The sequence below is a fragment of the Burkholderia sp. WP42 genome, assembly GCF_000745665.1.
GTDB lineage: Bacteria > Pseudomonadota > Gammaproteobacteria > Burkholderiales > Burkholderiaceae > Burkholderia > Burkholderia vietnamiensis.
On record NZ_KN050723.1, the window covers coordinates 24406 to 42324 of the forward strand.

Annotated in this window: 19 protein-coding genes; 4 read left to right on the plus strand and 15 right to left on the minus strand. The window is 64.7% G+C overall.

Translation table 11 applies throughout. The features are described 5' to 3' along the window. Window positions 1-24: 24 nt before the first annotated feature. The 7 genes from cueR to EX20_RS33020 all read right to left on the minus strand — a co-directional run bounded on the left by cueR (window position 25) and on the right by EX20_RS33020 (window position 5440). Complete coding sequence (gene cueR / locus EX20_RS22755) at window positions 25-426, minus strand: Cu(I)-responsive transcriptional regulator (RefSeq protein WP_034194857.1); 402 nt, start codon at window positions 424-426, stop codon at window positions 25-27. A gap of 185 nt (window positions 427-611) precedes the next feature. After that, a complete protein-coding gene (locus tag EX20_RS22760) occupies window positions 612-1553 on the minus strand; it encodes a copper resistance D family protein (protein WP_034194858.1) in 942 nt (313 codons plus the stop codon). Next, window positions 1553-1927, minus strand: a complete 375-nt coding sequence (copC, locus tag EX20_RS22765; RefSeq protein WP_034194859.1) for a copper homeostasis periplasmic binding protein CopC — start codon at window positions 1925-1927, stop codon at window positions 1553-1555. The genes EX20_RS22760 and copC overlap by 1 nt, the downstream gene beginning before the upstream one ends. A gap of 60 nt (window positions 1928-1987) precedes the next feature. After that, a complete protein-coding gene (locus EX20_RS22770) occupies window positions 1988-2335 on the minus strand; it encodes a copper-binding protein (RefSeq protein ID WP_011881316.1) in 348 nt (115 codons plus the stop codon). Between the two features lie 66 nt (window positions 2336-2401). After that, window positions 2402-3697 (minus strand): multicopper oxidase family protein, encoded by a 1296-nt coding sequence (locus tag EX20_RS22775; protein WP_034194860.1) that lies wholly within the window; start codon window positions 3695-3697, stop codon window positions 2402-2404. A gap of 1 nt (window position 3698) precedes the next feature. Beyond that, window positions 3699-5156, minus strand: a complete 1458-nt coding sequence (locus EX20_RS22780; protein ID WP_034194861.1) for a TolC family protein — start codon at window positions 5154-5156, stop codon at window positions 3699-3701. Continuing rightward, window positions 5153-5440, minus strand: a complete 288-nt coding sequence (locus EX20_RS33020) for a hypothetical protein (RefSeq protein WP_072465304.1) — start codon at window positions 5438-5440, stop codon at window positions 5153-5155. The genes EX20_RS22780 and EX20_RS33020 overlap by 4 nt, the downstream gene beginning before the upstream one ends. A gap of 268 nt (window positions 5441-5708) precedes the next feature. Here EX20_RS33020 and EX20_RS32215 point away from each other — a divergent pair, with 268 nt between their 5' ends. Then, the gene (locus tag EX20_RS32215) at window positions 5709-5948 is read left to right on the plus strand and encodes a hypothetical protein (RefSeq protein WP_014724405.1); all 240 of its coding nucleotides are present in this window, start codon (window positions 5709-5711) and stop codon (window positions 5946-5948) included. A gap of 141 nt (window positions 5949-6089) precedes the next feature. Here EX20_RS32215 and EX20_RS22790 read toward each other — a convergent pair whose 3' ends face one another. The 4 genes from EX20_RS22790 to glmS form a co-directional block, all read right to left on the minus strand. Then, window positions 6090-6587: a TPM domain-containing protein gene (locus EX20_RS22790; protein WP_011881320.1), complete on the minus strand. Its 498-nt coding sequence runs from the start codon at window positions 6585-6587 to the stop codon at window positions 6090-6092. Window positions 6588-6589: 2 nt separating this feature from the next. After that, the gene (locus EX20_RS22795) at window positions 6590-7429 is read right to left on the minus strand and encodes a TPM domain-containing protein (protein ID WP_371464454.1); all 840 of its coding nucleotides are present in this window, start codon (window positions 7427-7429) and stop codon (window positions 6590-6592) included. A 2-nt stretch (window positions 7430-7431) separates the two neighbouring features. Then, the gene (locus EX20_RS22800; RefSeq protein ID WP_014724408.1) at window positions 7432-8073 is read right to left on the minus strand and encodes a LemA family protein; all 642 of its coding nucleotides are present in this window, start codon (window positions 8071-8073) and stop codon (window positions 7432-7434) included. A gap of 200 nt (window positions 8074-8273) precedes the next feature. Next, window positions 8274-10103, minus strand: a complete 1830-nt coding sequence (gene glmS, locus EX20_RS22805) for a glutamine--fructose-6-phosphate transaminase (isomerizing) (RefSeq protein WP_011881323.1) — start codon at window positions 10101-10103, stop codon at window positions 8274-8276. Between the two features lie 156 nt (window positions 10104-10259). Here glmS and EX20_RS22810 point away from each other — a divergent pair, with 156 nt between their 5' ends. Beyond that, window positions 10260-10757: an Lrp/AsnC family transcriptional regulator gene (locus tag EX20_RS22810; RefSeq protein ID WP_014724410.1), complete on the plus strand. Its 498-nt coding sequence runs from the start codon at window positions 10260-10262 to the stop codon at window positions 10755-10757. 34 nt (window positions 10758-10791) lie between these two features. On the opposite strand, the gene EX20_RS22815 is transcribed toward EX20_RS22810, so the two are convergent. Further along, window positions 10792-11328, minus strand: a complete 537-nt coding sequence (locus EX20_RS22815; protein ID WP_034194862.1) for a methylated-DNA--[protein]-cysteine S-methyltransferase — start codon at window positions 11326-11328, stop codon at window positions 10792-10794. A 578-nt stretch (window positions 11329-11906) separates the two neighbouring features. On the opposite strand from EX20_RS22815, the gene EX20_RS22820 reads away from it, so the two are divergent. Further along, on the plus strand, window positions 11907-13199 hold the full coding sequence (locus tag EX20_RS22820; protein WP_014724412.1) for an MFS transporter: 1293 nt from the start codon (window positions 11907-11909) through the stop codon (window positions 13197-13199). A 377-nt stretch (window positions 13200-13576) separates the two neighbouring features. Here EX20_RS22820 and EX20_RS22830 read toward each other — a convergent pair whose 3' ends face one another. Then, a complete protein-coding gene (locus EX20_RS22830; protein ID WP_011881328.1) occupies window positions 13577-14569 on the minus strand; it encodes a LacI family DNA-binding transcriptional regulator in 993 nt (330 codons plus the stop codon). A gap of 226 nt (window positions 14570-14795) precedes the next feature. On the opposite strand from EX20_RS22830, the gene EX20_RS22835 reads away from it, so the two are divergent. Next, complete coding sequence (locus EX20_RS22835) at window positions 14796-15632, plus strand: NAD-dependent epimerase/dehydratase family protein (protein ID WP_011881329.1); 837 nt, start codon at window positions 14796-14798, stop codon at window positions 15630-15632. 23 nt (window positions 15633-15655) lie between these two features. Here EX20_RS22835 and EX20_RS22840 read toward each other — a convergent pair whose 3' ends face one another. Then, complete coding sequence (locus EX20_RS22840; protein WP_014724414.1) at window positions 15656-15976, minus strand: DUF1330 domain-containing protein; 321 nt, start codon at window positions 15974-15976, stop codon at window positions 15656-15658. A 361-nt stretch (window positions 15977-16337) separates the two neighbouring features. Beyond that, window positions 16338-16658, minus strand: a complete 321-nt coding sequence (locus EX20_RS22845) for a 3'-5' exonuclease family protein (RefSeq protein ID WP_011881331.1) — start codon at window positions 16656-16658, stop codon at window positions 16338-16340. Window positions 16659-17919 lie beyond the last annotated feature (1261 nt).

The window sequence follows — 17919 nt, forward strand, 5'->3', positions numbered from 1 at the left end:
GCGAGGCCCGGCCTCTGTCCTGAGTCAGTCGCAATGCGTTTGCCTGGCCAACTCCGCCAATATCGGGCAATCCGGGCGCGAGTCGCCCTTGCAGTGCTGGGCCAGATACTGGAGTGTGTCGCGCATTTCGACGAGTTCGCGGATACGCTCGTTCAGGTCGTCGATGTGCTGCGTCACGAGCTGCTTGACCTCGCTGCTGGGACGTTCGCGGTCTTCCCAGAGCGCCAGTAACGCCGAAATCTGCGTAGTCGAGAAGCCGAGATGTCGCGCCCGTCGCACGAAGCGGAGGACCTCGACATCCTTGGCCGTGTAGACCCGATAGTTCGATGCCGTTCTCGTCGCGGGCCGGATGAGCCCGGCCTCTTCATAGTGACGAATCATCTTGGCTGAAACGCCGGAAGACTTCGCCACCTCACCGATATTCATGACCGCCTCCTTTGGTGGCCCATTTCGAGCCCCAATGATGCACATTCTTGACCTTCCCACTATGGGAAGGTCAAGGAACCTGACCAGATAGAGAAACGGATTTCCGGCGGTCAAGGTCGTTACTCGAGCACGACGTATCTACACGGGCGAACCATCGGCGTGAACGGACGATGATGCGGTGTCGTTCAAGTCGTTCCTGGCAACGGGCTCGAACCAAGCACGGCCGCTACCATCAGCACGCCGACCAGTACGAGAGATTCCACATGGAGCACCCTGCCGAATCGACGGAGCGGCCTCCCAGGAATCGCTTCCGACGGCTTTTTCAATGTCGACAGAAGCGTGGGCATCTCGAAGAAGCGATTGTGTCCGCCGAGTGCGGCGCCAAGCAGTACGAGCGCCAGCTTGAGCATGAGAACTTGCCCGTAAATCGAGTGCAACAGATTGGCGGGAACGTTGACGCCTCGCCAGCCGTTGTAGGCGCCAGTGCTGAACAGGACGATCAGCGCGTAAGTCGATGCGTCGGAGAGCGACTGCACGAACGATGCGCTGGTCTGCCGTTCGTTTCCCAGGGCATCGAGCAGGCGCGGCATAACCACGTAAGTCGTAACCAGCACCAGTCCGACCCACGCGCTGATGGCAAGCAGATGCAGCCAGTCCACCCATACGGGCAGACTGAACAGCCCTGCGTCGACGGGATGTCCGGCGTTACTGCGCGCCAGCGCGACGCCCGCTAACGCACCCCATATGGCGAACGGCAAGCGGGTTTCGTTTCCCGACCGCAGGAATGCCAGTACGGCTATGCAAAGCGTGAAAAACGCGCCAACCAGCCATGCATGTCCGAACCCGGTTGCCGCAAGCATCGACCACACGGCCGGGCCCGCCTCGACTAACGACGACTCGCTCATCAGCGCGCAATGCGCCCAGAACGACAGCGCGCTTGCCAGCAGCGAGACGATGGACGCCGCTCGAAGCGTGACGACCAGACGCCGGCCGACGCGCTGTTGCCAGGTCGACTCACCGCGCGCAAGCCATTGGCTGCTGAGCAGGGCACCGACGATGACGGCGAAGCCGACGTTCTGGATGGCCACCGATACCAGCCGCAGGATGCCGAGGAACCCGTCGTTCATCACTTCACCTTGAACGCGTATGTGCCCTTGGTCCTGTGCGAGTCGGAGGTCATCACCGCCCATTGCACGGCGTAGACACCCGACGCGAGCTTCGGCACGGCAACGGTCATGACGCGTGGATTGGCAGCATCGACCTTCGCTCTTTCCTTTCCGATGGAGGTGCCGCTCGCGTCAGTGACCTTTATCGTGCTGAAGGTCGGCTCCAGGTCCTCGTTGAAAGTAAGCCGCAACGCTTCCGGTGCGGCGTCGACGATGGCGCCCGACGCCGGAACGGCACTTTCCAGCTTTCCGTGCGCCAATGCTGCGACAGGCACGACTGCGATAGCGCCAGCCGCAGCAAGGCCGGCAAACTGCCTGAATGTGAGAGTCTTCATGTTCTTGCTCGTCTCGAATGGTGAGGGCGGGGCGCGATACAGGCGCCCCGCTGGATGTCCTTATTGCTTCTGCAGCTTCACCACGGTCAGTGCGCCATTCACTTCTTCGGCGACGAAGTCGATCTTGTCGCCGACCTTCACTTGAGACAGCATGGCTGGGTCCTTGACCTTGAAGACCATCGTCATCGCTTCCATGCCGAGGTTCTCGAGCGGACCGTGCTTGATGGTGAGCTTGCCGGCGGCCAGGTCGACCTTCCTGATTTCGCCGTGCGACATGCTGTCCTTCATGTCGGCGGATTGCATGGTTCCACTGCCCATGCTCATGTTGCCCATGTCGCTGGCCGCGTACGTTGCAGCAGCGAAGGTCAGCGCACAGCCCATCGCAATCGAAACGAATGCAGTTTTCATCGTGTGTTCTCCAGAGTTGAGGTGAGGAAATCGACGGCTGGGTCATGCCCGGCCTTGTTGTGTTGTTCAGCTGTCCGGCAACTCGCCGGTGTATTCGTAGGCCACGGTTCCCTTCGGGTGCTTGAACCAGCCCGGGTCGCGGTAGTCGTTTCGGCCGAGGCCCTGTCGCACTTTGACGACCGTGAACATGCCGCCCATTTCCAGCGGCCCGAACGGTCCGGTGCCGGTCATCATCTGCAGCGTGTTGTCGGGCAGCGGCATCTCCATTGCGCCCATCGCACCGCCCGTGCTTCCCATCGCCATGTAATCCGGCACCAGCTTGCTGATGCGCTTCGCGAGGTCTTTCTGCGGGACGCCGATGAGATTGGGTACCTGGTGTCCCATCGCATTCATCGTGTGGTGCGACTTGTGGCAATGGAACGCCCAGTCGCCCGGCCGGTTTGCCGTGAATTCGATGGCGCGCATCTGTCCCACGGCGACGTCGGCCGTCACTTCAGGCCAGCGCGCCGACGGCGGTATCCATCCCCCATCGGTGCCGACGACTTCGAAGCTGTAGCCATGCAGGTGAATCGGATGGTTCGTCATCGTCAGATTGCCGAACCGGATGCGGACGCGGTCGCCCGCGCGCACAGGCAGCGAGTCGATCCCCGGGAATACGCGCGAATTCCACGTCCACATGTTGAATTCGGTCATCGTGTTGACGCGCGGCGTGTAGCTGCCGGGGTCGATGTCATATGCCGACATCAGGAACACGAAGTCGCGGTCCACCGGCATCACCGCCCGGTCCTTCGGATGCACGATGAACGTGCCCATCATCCCCATCGCCATCTGCACCATCTCGTCGGCATGCGGGTGGTACATGAACGTGCCGTGCCGCTCGAGCTGGAATTCGTACACATAGGTCTTGCCGGGCGGAATCTGAGGCTGCGTGAGCCCTCCGACGCCGTCCATTCCGCAGGGCAGCAGCATCCCGTGCCAGTGGACCGTGGTGTGCTCCGGCAGCTTGTTGGTCACGAAGATGCGCACCTTGTCGCCCTCGACCGCCTCGATCGTCGGGCCGGGCGACTGGCCGTTGTAGCCCCAGAGATTGGCCTTCATGCCGGGCGCCATTTCGCGAACGACCGGCTCCGCAGTGAGGTGGAATTCTTTCCAGCCGTTTTTCATGCGCCACGGCAATGACCAGCCGTTCAGCGTCGTCACTGGCGTGTAGGGCCGCCCGTTGGGCGGCTGAAGCGGCGGCTGCGTTGCGGGATGCGCCATCGTCGGCGCTTCGGGCAGCGACGCCGCGCCAGCTTTGCTGACCATCGCGGCACCCAGCAATGCGGCACCCGAGCCGCTCAGGAATGTTCGTCGTGACACCATCTCAATTACCTTCGGACTGCGTGTGCGGCGCCGCGAGCGTGGCTGCGGCCGTCGCTGATTGCTCGGTTGAACGGGCGGGAGCGTCTACTGGACGGTCGGGCGGAGGGAGGCGTCCACCCAGTGCGAGTTGCAGGTCGGTTTCCGCGAGCCAGTAGTCCTTCAGCGCGTCGATATAGCCATTGACCGCGTTGACCTGTTCTCGCGAATCGGCAAGCAGGTCGAACGCGCTGGCGAGCATGCCGTTGTAGCGCAGCAGCATCTCGTCGGAGATGGTCTTGCGCAGCGGCACCACCTCGTCGCGGTAATGCCTGGCGATGTCGTAGTTCGTTACGTAGGCGACGTACGATTCGCGGACCTCGGAGCGTGCGTCGACGGCCGTCTGTGCCAGCTTGTTCGCCGATTGCATGTACAGCGCTTCCGCCCGCGCAACCTTGGCACTGCCCCAGTCGAAAATCGGAATCTCGACGCTGATTTCGTAGCCGCGCTCGTGCCCTTTGTCCGTCTCGAAGTTGTTGAGGTAACCGACCTCCAGCGCATTGACGAAACGCGTCGCCTTGCTCAGGCCGAGGGACGTCGCGACACCTTGCGTGCGCAACCTGGCGGCCTGGATGTCGAGCCGGTTGTGCATCGCGAAGACCTCCAGATCCTTCAATTCCGGTCGTTCCCTGGGCAAGTCGGGCAACCGCTCCGGCAAGCTGTATTGCGTCGCCGCGCCCCAAACGCCCATCACGCGAGTCAGCTTTTCTCGCGCTGCAAAGGCTTGTTGCCGCGCCTTCGCAACCTGAGTCGCCGCATCGGCGTAAAACGCCTGCTGGCGCGCGTAGTCGAGCCGGCTGGCGTTGCCGGCCTGCTGCATCCGGTGCGCCAGTTCTGCTCCGGCACTGGCGGAGTCCTTGACCTGTTCCGCATACTTCGCGGACTGCCCCGCTGCCACGGCGCTCACGTATGCGCGGCGGGCGTCAGCGGCCACTTTGAGCATCGCATCGGCCGTCTCGAGTTTGGTCTGCTCGAAGCGGCGGCTTTCGATGCGCGTGGCCAGCGGCAGCGTCAGGATGGCCAGCACGTTCGCGGAAAACGTGCGCGTGATGCCGAAGTTGTCGCTCCAGTGCGTGCGGCTGAAACTGAAGCCCGGATTGGGGAGGCGACCGGCCTGGACAAGGTCCGCTTCCGAGATTCCCAACTCGGCGTAGGACGCCTGCAGTCCCGCGTTATTGAGCAAGGCGACCTGGACGGCGTCATCCATGGCCAGCGGTTTTCCGAGCACTTCGCGCGTGCGTTGCGCGACCGCGTCACGGTCCTGCTCGGTACGGACGAACAGCGCCTCTTTCCCGAGCCGCTCCGATGCGGTGGTCGAGACGGTATTGAAACCGCCATCCCTGGAAAACGTCGTACAGCCGGCGAGCACGACCAGCGCGACGGCACCGGCAATCAACCGAATGGAAATGCGTCGCTCGATCATTGGCCGTCCCTCTCGTGTGTCGAGTGATGACTCGTGTTCGAGGGGCTGCTGGAGGTTGCCTCGCGCTTCGAGCTGGGGCGTGCCGGCGTGACGGCCCGATTTACCTGTTGCCAGGTGGGCGCCTCACCGTCTCTGTACGGCTGGTAATCGTCAAATGCGGACGGGGCGGCAACGGCCGGGACCGACGCTGCCGCGTCTGACGGGTCGGGAACGGACGTCGTAGCGAGGACGAGCGTCGGCAATGCTGCCGCCGCGCCGACCAGCGCTGCAGATAGGATTCGCATGGTTTTTCTCGTCGAATGTCAGCCGGGCGGCCGGAACGCGCCGCCAAAGCGAGATGAACGCCGCAGCACACACGCTGCGACGCGAAGCTCAGACGAGAAGGATTCGGGGAGGCCGCTCGATGCCAGCGGTCAGAAATGACGCGGCTGCGGTAGAAGAGGAAGGGAAGACAGCGGTGAGTGCGGAATCGAACGACCGCGCGACCGACGGCGCGGTTGGCAATCCAGCGCCGACGCAACACGACACGCAGGTCGAGCACGAGTGCGCGTGGTGGGTATCTGCCAGACTGTGCTGGTGCGTGCCGTGGTCAGCTGCCGCGTGTACGTCGGCCGCTTCATGGTGCTGCTCGGCAAGCGGTTGCCCGGCGCCAGTGGCGAACTCGACGTCTTCGTCCGCATGTGCCGCCGCGCACTGCATTGCAATCGCAGCGAACGACTGAACCGGAAGGCTCAGTGCGAGGAACAGAACGAGGAAGAGTTTGCGCCAGTACGACATGGGGCAAAAGTCTAGCATGACGTGACGCGCGTTGCGATGTCGTCATCGTGACGACGCGTAGCGGCATCCGCGAACCGACATGTCGTCGCGGGCGGGAGCGGCATGCGCTTCCTTAGCCGGTCACAGGTCGCGCCGCGTTATCGAATTGGCGGCAGGTCACATCACGACGGGCTTACTGGATAACTCGTCCTGAGGAGGACGGCGAGACGGGTAATGTTTCTTGAGCAGTTCGGTGACGAGCTCAATCCCGTGTATCGAGCCAGACTCGAAGCTGCCAGCCTTGAATGCGGTTTCCATGGTGCGGCAGACCACTTCCCATTCTTCACTTGTGACGCGCGAATGGATGCCTCGGTCCGCGACAATCTCGACGTCCCGGTCGGCCAGCAGCAAGTAGATGAGCACGCCGTTGTTGTGCTCGGTGTCCCAGACCCGAAGCTCCGAGAACACGTCAATCGCGCGCTCGCGGGCGGTCTGTCCTCGAAGCAACGCGGCGCTATGCAATGCGCCCTCTACCGCGAAGCGCAGCTGGCCCGCGTGCGCGACGTGGCTCGCCTTTACCGCTGCCTCGATCTTCGCCAGCGTCGGTTTCGGGAAGGCGGCGTTGACCCGCCATTTCGTCATGAGCAGGTGCCGGATAACGCGTCGGAAATCCATGATTACCATCTCCCCGACGCGCCACCGCCGCCAAAGCCACCGCCGCCGCCGCGAAAGATGTCTCTTCCAGAACCTTGCCCCCCTGAATGTCCGCCGATGTAGGGGCCGCCGACGCGCATCCCCATCCCGGCGCCGATCAACGTGAATACAAGGGAAATGGCGCCGGCGACGATGGCGACGAGAACCGCGCCCGACAATAGCCACGCGACGAATCCAACTGCGCCTCCGGTGATGACGGCTCCGGCCAGTCTGCCGAAGAGGGTTCTCAGCACACCGCCCGCCACAATCGTCAGCACGAACAACACCGGCAATAGACTGCCGGCGCCTGGCCCCGGAGATTGGCGGGGAGCCGGAAGTGGTTCCCCATCCACCACGCGCATGATGCCGTCCACGCCGGCCGATACGCCGCCGTAGAAATCGCCCTGCCGGAATCGTGGGACGATGATGTCCTCGATGATGCGGTTGCTCGTGGCGTCCGTGAGCACACCCTCCAGGCCATAGCCGACTTCGATACGCAGCGTCCGGTCGTTTTTGGCGATGATGAGCAGAACGCCGTCGTCCACGCGCGTCCGCCCGAGCTTCCATTGTTCGACGACGCGGATCGAGTACTGCTCGATGGTCTCGGGTTGCGTCGTCGGTACGATGAGCACCGCAATCTGGCTTCCCTTGCGTGCTTCGTAATCCTTCAGCGATTGCTCCAGCGTGCTGCGCTGTTCATCGGACAGCGTGCCCGTCGCGTCGGTCACGCGCGCGGAGAGCGCCGGTACAGGCTGCGCTGTCTGACCGACGGCGTTGCTCCACCAAAACAGCACGGCCAAGGCGACCAGCGCCGCGCGAACCATCTTCAATTTGCGGCTCCGCTCGCCGGCCCCGGCGCGGCACCAAAGTCCACCCGCGGCGGCTTGGCGATTTCCGCTTCGTTCGTGACGGCAAAGTTCGGCTTTTCCTTGTAGCCGAACGCCATCGCGGTCAGATTGTTCGGGAACGAGCGAACCGTGATGTTGTAGTCCTGAACCGAGCGGATGTAGCGGTTCCGGGCTACGGCGATTCTGTTTTCGGTACCCTCGAGCTGGGCCTGGAGGTCACGAAAATTCGCGTCGGACTTCAGCTGCGGGTAGTTTTCGGAAACCACGAGCAGCCGGGAAAGAGACGACGTCAGTTGTCCCTGGGCCGCCTCGAACTTTGCGAACGCGGCGGGGTCCGCCAGCAGTTCCGGCGTGGCGCGCATGGCGCCCACTTGAGCCCTGGCTTCGGTCACCCGCGTTAGAACGTCTTTTTCCTGGTTCGCATATCCCTTCACGGTGTTGACGAGATTCGGCACCAGGTCCGCGCGCCGCTGGTACTGATTGAGCACTTCGGACCAGTTGGCCTTCACCTGCTCGTCCTGGGCCTGTATGGCGTTGTAGCCGCATCCGGACAGCATCACGATGCAGGCCGTCATCAACACCGCAAGACACGCGGCACGAAAAGTCGAAAAGCGTTGCATGTCCTGCCCCCTTACGGCCGGTTGTGTCTGCTGAAACGATGCTAAGCGGCTCGCGTATGACGGGCTTGATTTGCGTCAATGGGGGGGCAGCCCGGCCTTGCGTGTCGACTTCGGATGGATGTCCGCCGCGACAGGCAGGAGGAACGCGACACGGGAGCGCACGTTCACCGATTGTGACCGCCCAAACCCCGCCCCCAACCTCACTCCACCGTCACCGACTTCGCCAGATTCCTCGGCTTATCAATATCCGTCCCCCGCGCCAGCGCCGCGTGATAAGCCAGCAGCTGCATCGGCACGGTATGCAGGATCGGCGAAAGCGGCCCGTAGTACTCGTTGAGCCGAATCACGTCGATCCCTTCGCCCGACGTCAACCCGCAGTCGACGTCCGCGAACACGAACAGCCTGCCGTTGCGCGCGCTCACCTCGTGCATGTTCGACTTGAGCTTCTCCAACAGCATGTCGTTCGGCGCGACCGCGATCACCGGCATCTCGTTGCTGACCAGCGCCAGCGGCCCATGCTTCAGTTCGCCCGCCGGATACGCCTCGGCATGGATATACGAAATCTCCTTCATCTTCAGTGCGCCTTCCAATGCGATCGGGTAATGCATCCCGCGGCCGAGGAACAGCATGTTGTCGCGTCGCGCGAGCAGCTCCGACCAGCCCATGATCTGCGGCTCCAGCGCGAGCACTTTCGCCATCGCATCGGGCAGATGCCGCAGCGCGCGCAGATGCGCCTTCTCGTCGTCGTCGCTCAGCCGGCCGCGAACCTGCGCGAGCGACAGCGTCAGCAGGAACAACGCGACGAGCTGCGTCGTGAACGCCTTCGTCGACGCGACGCCAATCTCGATCCCCGCGCGCGTGACGAACTGCAGCGCACACTCGCGCATCAGCGCGCTCGACGCGACGTTGCAGATCGCCAGCGTATGCATCATCCCGCGCTGCTTCGCGACCTGCACGGCGCCGAGCACGTCGGCCGTCTCGCCGCTCTGCGACACCGCGACGACCAGCGTGCGCGGGTTCGCCACGCCGTCGCGATAGCGGAATTCGCTGGCGATCTCGACGTTCGTCGGCAGCTTCGCGATGCTTTCGATCCAGTACTTCGCCGTCAGCGCCGCGTGATAGCTGCCGCCGCACGCGAGCAGCAACACCGAGTCGACGTCGTTGAACACGCGCCACGCGCCGTCGCCGAACAGCTCCGGCATGATCGACGCGACATCGAGCAGCGTATCGGCCACCGCCTGCGGCTGCTCGAAGATCTCTTTCTGCATGTAGTAGCGGTACGCGCCGAGATCGGCCGCGCCGCTGTGCGCGGCGACCCGCTGTACCGCGCGCTCGACACGCTGGCCGGCCGCATCGACGATCCAGTAGCGATGCAGTTGAATGTCCGCGACGTCGCCGTTCTCGAGGTACGCGATGCGGTCGGTCACGCCCGACAGCGCGATCGCATCCGACGCGAGAAAGTTCTCGCCGTCGCCGACGCCCACGACGAGCGGCATCCCGTCGCGCGCACCGACGATGCGATGCGGCTCGTCGCGGCACATCACCGCGATCGCGTAGCTGCCGCGCAAGCGCGCGACGGCGCCGCGCACCGCGTCGAACAAGTCGCCGTCGTACAGATGATCGATCAGATGCGCGATCGCCTCGCTATCCGTCTGGCTGGCAAATACGTAGCCGTGCGCCTGCAGTTCCGCACGCAATTGATCGCAGTTCTCGATGATCCCGTTGTGCGACAGCGCGATGCGCGCGTTGTCGTCGCGCGGCGAAAAATGCGGATGCGCGTTGAGCGTGACGGGCGCGCCGTGCGTGGCCCAGCGCGTGTGCGCGATGCCGGTGTAGCCCGACAGCCCCTGCGCCGCGATCTCGCGCTGCAGGTTCGCGACGCGATCGACGCTACGCGCGCGGGCGAGCGCACGGTCGCGATAGACGACGACCCCGCACGAATCGTAGCCGCGGTATTCGAGCCGCTTCAGCCCGTCGACGAGATTGGGCACGATGTCCCGCTGAGCCACCGCCCCGACAATTCCACACATATCGCGCTCCCTGAATACGTTGTCTGAGTCCGTGACCGCGATAGTAGAGGCAGCAAAATGGAATTAAATTTCAAAATTGGTGTAATCCTGAAACGATGCGGCAATGCGGTAGGATGATGAAATTAAATTCCACATCCATCTCGCAAGGAGCTGCCGATGGCCGGCATCACGCTCGACGATCTCGACCTGCGCATTCTCGCGATCCTGCAGGACGACGCATCGGTGTCGAACCTGCAACTGGCCGAGCGCGCGCTGTCGTCGCCGCCGACCTGCATGCGCCGCGTGCGGCGGCTGACGGAGGCCGGCGTGATCCGTCGGCAGATCGCGGTGCTCGATCCGGTCGCGATCGGCACGGCCGTCACCGCGCTGATCGAGATCAGCCTCGACCGGCAGACGGCCGAAGACTACGACGCATTCGAGGCCTACGTGTGCGCGGAGCCGTCGGTCACGCAGTGCTACCGCGTGTCGCCGGGGCCGGATTTCATCGTGGTGGCCGATCTGGCCGACGTCGCCGAATACGATGCGTTCGCGCGGCGCCTCTTCACCGGCGCATCGAACGTGCGCAACGTGCGGACGTTCTTCTCGACGCATCGCGCGAAATTCGACGCGAACGCGCGCGTCGCGCACGCAATGCGCAAGCGTCGCGACGATTGACCCACGGCGGCGCGTCGCACGCGATCCGACGCCTTCAGAACGCGAACGCCTGCTGCGCTGCGTGTCGGTCACCGCGCACGAAGCGCGCGCCTTCGAGCGACAACAACGCGCGCTTGCGTTCGATCCCGCCTGCATAGCCGGTGAGGCTGCCGGACGCGCCGATCACGCGATGGCACGGCACCATGATCGCGACCGGATTGCGGCCGATCGCGCCGCCGACGGCGCGCGCCGCACTCATCGGCAACCCCAGGCGCTCGGTGACGTCGCCGTACGACACGAGTTCGCCGAACGGGATCGCGAGCAGTTGCTGCCAGACGCCACGCTGGAACGCGGTGCCGTTCAGCTGAATCGGTACGGAGAAGGTGTGGCGCGTGCCGCCGAAATATTCGGCGACCTCGTCGGCGATGTGCCGCGCGAGCGATGAAGCGGCGACGTGCGCGTGCGCATCCGCGGCGATCGCGAGCGACGGATAGTATTTCTGGCCGACGAAGAACAGGCCGGTCAGCGCATCGTGCTCGATACGGACGGCGATGTCGCCGAGCGGGCTCGGGATCAGAAGCGCGGGAGTCATCGCGAAGTTTCTCCTTGAGGGCGTTGGCTCGCGTAGCGCGGCATATGCACGCTATTGCGCGCCGCAGCGCCGGCAGCGAACGCATTCGGCGCGTTTACGCAGCGGGCCATGCGGCGCTCCACCTAGGGCGACGATACGCACATCCGAACCCGCCGTTGAGGCAGCGATTGCGCGAAGGCATCGTGTCGTAGCAGACAGCGGAGCGGGATCGGCATACATCCGATGACTTTAAACGATCCGCAGCGCAGTTTTCGGCCGAACGCTGACTTGCGCATCCGCGCGCACGGGCTCCGTCACGACCCCGTTTCACCGCACGCGCATCGCGGAAAACGATTGATGTGCACTTTGCGAAACGGTCATCTCTTTTTGCGCGATCGAATTTGAGACGACTCATCGAAATCCCGGACTGACATCGCCCCGACCGGCGGCCTATGCTTGGAAAAACGTTTTCCACCCATCGGTGAAATAGCGGCTGCGCGATGCCCGCGCAGTTGCGGTTCGCCGCGGCGCCCGTCGCCGGTTACGGACTACGTATCGACAGTCGGCGCGACGGGCGCGACCGCGCATCGGAGACACTCATGCAATCTGCCGTTGTCGGCGCGGTGCGCGCCGTCGCCAGCCGCTACCGCTGGACCGTCTGTGCGCTGCTGTTCTTCGCGACCGTCATCAACTACATGGACCGGCAGATCCTCGGCCTGCTCGCGCCGATGCTGCAGCACGACATCGGCTGGACCCAGGTGCAGTACGGCCGCATCGTGATGGCGTTCACCGCGTTCTATGCGATCGGCCTGCTGGGCTTCGGGCGCATCGTCGACTGGCTCGGCACGCGCATCTCGTACGCGGCCGCGATGCTGATGTGGAGCATTGCGGCGATGCTGCATGCGGCGGTCGGCTCCGTGATGGGCTTCGCCGCGGTGCGCGCGCTGCTGGGGATCGGCGAGGGCGGCAACTTCCCGGCCGCGATCAAGACGACGGCCGAATGGTTTCCGCGCCGCGAACGCGCGCTCGCGACCGGCATCTTCAACTCGGGCGCGAACATCGGCGCGGTGTTCGCGCCGGCGATCATCCCGGCGATCGCGCTGGCCTACGGATGGCGCGCGGCGTTCGTGATCATCGGCGCGATCGGCATCGTGTGGCTCGCGGTGTGGCTGGTGCTGTACCGCACGGCCGACACGCACGCGCTCGCCGCCGAATACGACGAGCCGCGCGACGAAGCGGAAGCACTCGACGCGGCCAACGCGGATGCCGGCGCGCCGCGCTGGGGCGAGCTGATCCGCAAGCGCGAAACCTGGGCGTTCCTGATCGGCAAGTTCCTGACCGACCCGGTGTGGTGGTTCTATCTGTTCTGGCTGCCGAAGTGGCTGAACGAGTCGCGCGGGATGGACATGCAGCACATCGGCCTGCCGCTCGTGTGCATCTATGCGCTGACCACGGTGGGCAGCGTGGGCGGCGGCTGGCTGTCGTCGGCGCTGCTGCGCGCGGGCTGGAGCGTGAACGGCGCGCGCAAGACGGCGATGCTCGTCTGCGCGTGCTGCGTGCTGCCGATCGCGTTCGTGTCGCAGGTGCAGAGCCTGTGGATCGCGGTGACGATCGTCGGGCTCGCCGCGGCCGCGCACCAGGGCTGGTCGGCGAACCTGTTCACGACGGCATCCGATCTGTTTCCGCGCCGCGCGGTCGCGTCGGTGGTGGGCATCGGCGGGATGGCTGGTTCGATCGGCGGCGTGCTGTTCTCGGAAGTGATCGGGCAGGTGCTGCAGCGCACGGGCCACTACTGGGTGCTGTTCGCGATCGGCGCGCTGGCGTACCTGCTCGCGCTCGCGATCATGCACGCGCTCACGCCGAAGATGAAGCCGGCCCGACTCGGCGCGTAAGCGCCGCGACACGCGAACGCGCCGCGCTGGACGCGGCGCGTTTTCGTTTGGGGTGGGCGGGGCGCATGCGAAGCGATGCGGGGTTGCGGCGGTTGAGTTTGGGATGGCGGCTGCGACTGCGACTGCGACTGCGACTGCGACTGCGACAGCGACAGCGACAGCGACAGCGACTGAGATTGCGACAGCGATTGCGACAGCGATTGCGACAGCGATTGCGACTGCGGCTGCGGCTGCGGCTGCGATTGCGATTGCGATTGCGATTGCGATTGCGACAGCGGCTGCGACAGCGATTGCGACAGCGATTGCGACTGCGATGTCGACTACGACAGCAACTGCAACCGCAGGCTACCGCAACCGCCGCACAGCCCGCCCGCCACTCACCCCACCGCCGCCGTCGATGCCCGCATGATCAACCGCGGCTCGAACGTCGAATAGCTCGCGTCGGTGCGTCCGGCGAGCGCGTCGATCAGCTTCTGCATCGCGAGCTCGCCCATGTTTTCGCTCTGGATGTCGATGGTGGTCAGCGCGGGCGCCGCGTATTGACCGTACGGCACATTGTCGATGCCGGCGACGGAAACGTCCTGCGGCAACCGGAAGCCGAGCGACGCGGCTTCCTTCATGAAGCCGAGCGCGATCAGGTCGTTGTAGCAGATCACCGCCTGCGGGCGCTGCGGCCCGAGCATCACGCGCGAGCAGGCGCGCTCGCCGGCTTCGGCGGTGGGCGCATGCGCGTCGTGCACGTCGAGCGTGAGTCCCGCTTCCGCGAGACAGTCGCGCGCGCCCTGGATCCGTTCGTCGTTCACGCGCGCGGTGCCGAAGCCGAGATACGCGATGCGCGTGTGGCCCAGGTTGAGCAGATGGCGCGCGAGCATGTAGGTGGCGAGCCGGTTGTCGATGCCGACGCTCGGGATCGGCAGGCCGGGGCTGCGTCGCAGCAGCACGAGCGGCTTGTGCAGATCGAGCATCCAGCCCGCTTCGTCGTCGGGCATCCGCGTGCTGACGATCAAGCCGTCCACGCGCTGCGCGAGCGCCTCGACCAGCGAGCGTTCGCGCGCCTGGCTTTCTTCGGTATCGACGAGCAGCAGCGTGTAGTCGTGCTGGAGCGCGACGCGGTTCGCGCCTTTGACGACGCTCGTGAAATACGGGTTGCTGATGTCGAGGATCACGAGGCCGATCGTGCGTGTGCGCCCGGTGATCATCGAGCGCGCGAGCGGATTCGAACGATAGCCGAGGCGCTCGATCGCCTCCTTGAGCCGCGCTTCGACCGTCGGTGAGAAGCGCTGCGTGCCGTTCACGAACTTGGAGACCGTCGCAACCGACACGCCGGCCTGGGCCGCCACGTCGCGGATCGTCGGGGAAACTTTTTTCATCGCAAGGGTAACGTTTACGTTCCGTTGTCCGCGATTGTGGCAGAAAACCGAGGCGGCCGGCCATCGGCCGACATCGGGAAAGTGCGGATGGCCGAGAAGGTGGCCGACCGTTGACGTTCGCCTTCGCCGCCGCGTATAGTTGGAAAACGTTTTCCGGCCAAATCGTTGCAAGCGATTGGAGGTCGGGCGCATCCGCATACCTTCAGCACAGATCCAAGGAGACTCGATGAACGCCACTTCCACCGGCGCCCGCAAGCCGTTTGCGCGCCTGCTGCTGACCGGCGCGGCCGGCAATCTCGGTCGCCAGCTGCGCGGCGCGCTCGCGAACTGGGCCGACATCGTGCGCGTGAGCGACGTCGCCGCGCTCGGTGACGCGGCGCAGCACGAGGAAACCCGGGTCGTCGACCTGTCCGATCGGCCGGCGGTGATGGACCTCGTCGACGGCGTCGACGCGATCGTCCACCTCGGCGGAATTTCGGTCGATGCGCCGTTCGACGATCTCGTCGATGCGAACATCACCGGCACGTACAACCTGTACGAAGCCGCGCGCAAGCACGGCGTGAAGCGCGTCGTGTTCGCGAGCTCGAACCATGCGATCGGTTTTCATCCGGTCACGGAAGTGCTCGACGTCGACGCGCCGCTGCGTCCGGACAGCCTCTATGGCGTGACGAAGTGCTTCGGCGAAGCGCTGTCGCGGTACTACTTCGACCGCTTCGGGATCGAGACCGTGTGCCTGCGGATCGGCTCGTCGTTCGAGGTTCCGAAGAACCCGCGCATGCTGGTGACCTTCCTCAGCTATCGCGACTTCATCGAGCTGGTGCGCTGCGCGCTGCTGACGAACCGCGTCGGGCATGCGATCGTGTACGGCGTGTCGGACAACCCGGTGAAGTGGTGGGACAACACGAAGGCCGGCTTCCTCGGGTTCCGGCCGCAGGACAGCTCCGCGCAGTTCGCCGGGCTGTTTCCGGTGACCGCGCCGAGCGCCGAATACGACGATCCGGCGCAGCGTTACCAGGGTGGCGGCTTCGTCGTCGGCGAGCCGCTGGAGCGCGGCGCGAACTAGACGCCGGGGCGGCCGCGGCGGTTTCAGCGCAGGATGTCCGTCGCCTTGTGCGACGCGTCCACGCCGTCGATCAGGATCAGCGAACCGCTCGCGTGCCGCGTGCGCAGCGGCTGGATCTGCCGGTAAGCGTCGCAGTCGTACCACGCGCGCGCGGCGGCGAGATCGGGAAACGCGATCGCGATCAGATCGCCGTGCCACTCGCCTTCGCGTACGTCGGGCCGCGCGCCGTGTATCGCGAAGTAGCCATCGAACGGCGCAAGCGTGCCGTCGATGCGTTCGAGGTATTCGACGATGTCGTCGCACATTTGAACGTCGTGCAGGTGGGCGATGGCGTAGGCGGTCATGTCGGGCTCCTGGGCGTCGATGCGATGCGTCGATCGGTGACCCCATGATCGGCACGCGCGCGACGCGCGTCGATTACCTGCGACGTAAGCAAATCTGCGCGGCTGTATGCGATGCGGGGCTCGACGCGCTCGTGTCGCACGTGTCGCATGATGCGTTCACGCGCGCTGGCGCATCGGTAGCGACGCCGGCTCGGGCGCGGAGTGGGCCGCTGGCGACGATGGTCGCGGGCAGCGCGGGTGGTGCAGCCGCTGGTGGGGCAGCAGATCGCCGCGCGATGTTGAGCGCGGCGTTACCGGAAGTGGATGGCGGGCGGCGCGCTAATGGCGCCGACGGTGTGTCGCTCGGGTGCGCTCACACCGCTCACACCGGATACGCATCGTCGACTTTGAGGTTGGCGAGGCGGAACAGCGTGCGCAGCGTTTGCGGGTGAATGTCGCGGTGCGCGGCGAGCGACGTCAGCATGAAGTCGAGGACTTTCGCGTAGCGCAGCAGCACGAGGCAGCGCGCGAGGTCGGCGCGGCCGCGCATGTCCTCGGCGTAGCGCACCATCTCGGTCGACAGCGAGCGGGCCATCTCGAGTTCCATCTGCTGCTTTTCGGTCCATTCAGGCTGCGGCTGTTCGAGCAGCTTCGCGAGAAAGATCTGGAACGACGTATCGGACGAGTTGGGCAGCGTATCCATGAAATGCCTCGCAACTGGCGTGGATCGTTCGGGCTTGGCCTGAACCGGGTTCGTATATGCGCCGCTCGGCGGCGCGGCTGTTGCTGCAACGAATGCAGGTTCCGTACCAGCAACGCGATCCACTTGCCCGGCCGGTCGCGCGCGGCGCGCCGCGATGGCTGCTGTGGCGCGTCGGGACTGGCTCGCGCGGGATGTCGCGGCGTCCGGCGGACGGTCGTGTATGGTGGCGTGCGGCACGGAAAACTCGTCCGGACCGATGAAATGCTTCACCGATGTAACGTAACGCCATGGTGACGCCAGTCGCATTTTCGGGCGCGGACGCGGTGGTGTCGAGGCGTGTGCGCGGGAGGTGCGCCGGGCGGGGGTGTGCGCGGTGGGGGCGGTTGCGTGGGGTACTCGATACGGGCGTCGGTCCAAGCACGCGATTGCGTGCGGCGCGCACCGGACGTTTCATCGGTGAGACGTCCTGCCGTTGCCAGGAGTTCGTGTCTGACATGCGTTGAACTTCGGGCCTCAGACCTCTGGCCGACGTTCGAGCGCTCGGGGTAAACCAGCGCGGGCTGCGTCATCGCGCACTCCAACCGTGCCGGGATGCGGTGCGCTTCCCAACTATGTTGCGCGGGGCGGCTCCCCTCTGCGTCAACGCAGCGACCTCCGATCGGAAGCGACCGTACGGGCGCCGATCTTGTGGCGCTGCATCTGCAACCGCTCGACGGTCGTGAGCGCGTAGCGTTCAGCGGCGGGCGATGCCTCGACGCCGTATGCCTCAGCCGGAAACCGGAAATCCTTTGCCCGCGCGCACACGCATATCAGCCACGCGTCCCAACTCGACATGCGATCACCACGCGACGCCTGGTTTCTTCATATCGATGCGCCGTTGCGAATTGGAGACGCGAGTCGTAGAGCACGCTGAAGCGGCCATCGCAATTCGCGATCGGACTTGCTAGTTGTTTTAAATGTCAATTGGCTTATTTTGAGATGGTGGCGATTCAATGGTCACGCGACTACTCGCGAGTAACGTTGTACGAGTGAGCGACCATTGAAAATATTCCGTTGAGTCGGATCGGGTGACGATTCAGGTTGAGTCAGTGGTGAGTGCCGGCCACTCGATACGGATTTATATCAATCGCTGGTCGATTATAAAAATATTTCGGAATGTCAATTCCGCATCCGCGTTTCGAGCGGAAGGCGGTCGATATGGTGCGTCCCGCACGCCATCTTCCACGCTGTCGACGATCACGCGCGCGGCGGCGTGAAATTT

Coding starts and splice junctions, on each gene's coding strand:
- cueR (WP_034194857.1), bottom strand. CDS start 426: ATGAATATCGGTGAGGTGGCGAAGTCTTCCGGCGTTTCAGCCAAGATG.
- EX20_RS22760 (WP_034194858.1), bottom strand. CDS start 1,553: ATGAACGACGGGTTCCTCGGCATCCTGCGGCTGGTATCGGTGGCCATC.
- copC (WP_034194859.1), bottom strand. CDS start 1,927: ATGAAGACTCTCACATTCAGGCAGTTTGCCGGCCTTGCTGCGGCTGGC.
- EX20_RS22770 (WP_011881316.1), bottom strand. CDS start 2,335: ATGAAAACTGCATTCGTTTCGATTGCGATGGGCTGTGCGCTGACCTTC.
- EX20_RS22775 (WP_034194860.1), bottom strand. CDS start 3,697: ATGGTGTCACGACGAACATTCCTGAGCGGCTCGGGTGCCGCATTGCTG.
- EX20_RS22780 (WP_034194861.1), bottom strand. CDS start 5,156: ATGATCGAGCGACGCATTTCCATTCGGTTGATTGCCGGTGCCGTCGCG.
- EX20_RS33020 (WP_072465304.1), bottom strand. CDS start 5,440: ATGCGAATCCTATCTGCAGCGCTGGTCGGCGCGGCGGCAGCATTGCCG.
- EX20_RS22790 (WP_011881320.1), bottom strand. CDS start 6,587: ATGGATTTCCGACGCGTTATCCGGCACCTGCTCATGACGAAATGGCGG.
- EX20_RS22795 (WP_371464454.1), bottom strand. CDS start 7,429: ATGGTTCGCGCGGCGCTGGTCGCCTTGGCCGTGCTGTTTTGGTGGAGC.
- EX20_RS22800 (WP_014724408.1), bottom strand. CDS start 8,073: ATGCAACGCTTTTCGACTTTTCGTGCCGCGTGTCTTGCGGTGTTGATG.
- glmS (WP_011881323.1), bottom strand. CDS start 10,103: ATGTGTGGAATTGTCGGGGCGGTGGCTCAGCGGGACATCGTGCCCAAT.
- EX20_RS22810 (WP_014724410.1), top strand. CDS start 10,260: ATGGCCGGCATCACGCTCGACGATCTCGACCTGCGCATTCTCGCGATC.
- EX20_RS22815 (WP_034194862.1), bottom strand. CDS start 11,328: ATGACTCCCGCGCTTCTGATCCCGAGCCCGCTCGGCGACATCGCCGTC.
- EX20_RS22820 (WP_014724412.1), top strand. CDS start 11,907: ATGCAATCTGCCGTTGTCGGCGCGGTGCGCGCCGTCGCCAGCCGCTAC.
- EX20_RS22830 (WP_011881328.1), bottom strand. CDS start 14,569: ATGAAAAAAGTTTCCCCGACGATCCGCGACGTGGCGGCCCAGGCCGGC.
- EX20_RS22835 (WP_011881329.1), top strand. CDS start 14,796: ATGAACGCCACTTCCACCGGCGCCCGCAAGCCGTTTGCGCGCCTGCTG.
- EX20_RS22840 (WP_014724414.1), bottom strand. CDS start 15,976: ATGACCGCCTACGCCATCGCCCACCTGCACGACGTTCAAATGTGCGAC.
- EX20_RS22845 (WP_011881331.1), bottom strand. CDS start 16,658: ATGGATACGCTGCCCAACTCGTCCGATACGTCGTTCCAGATCTTTCTC.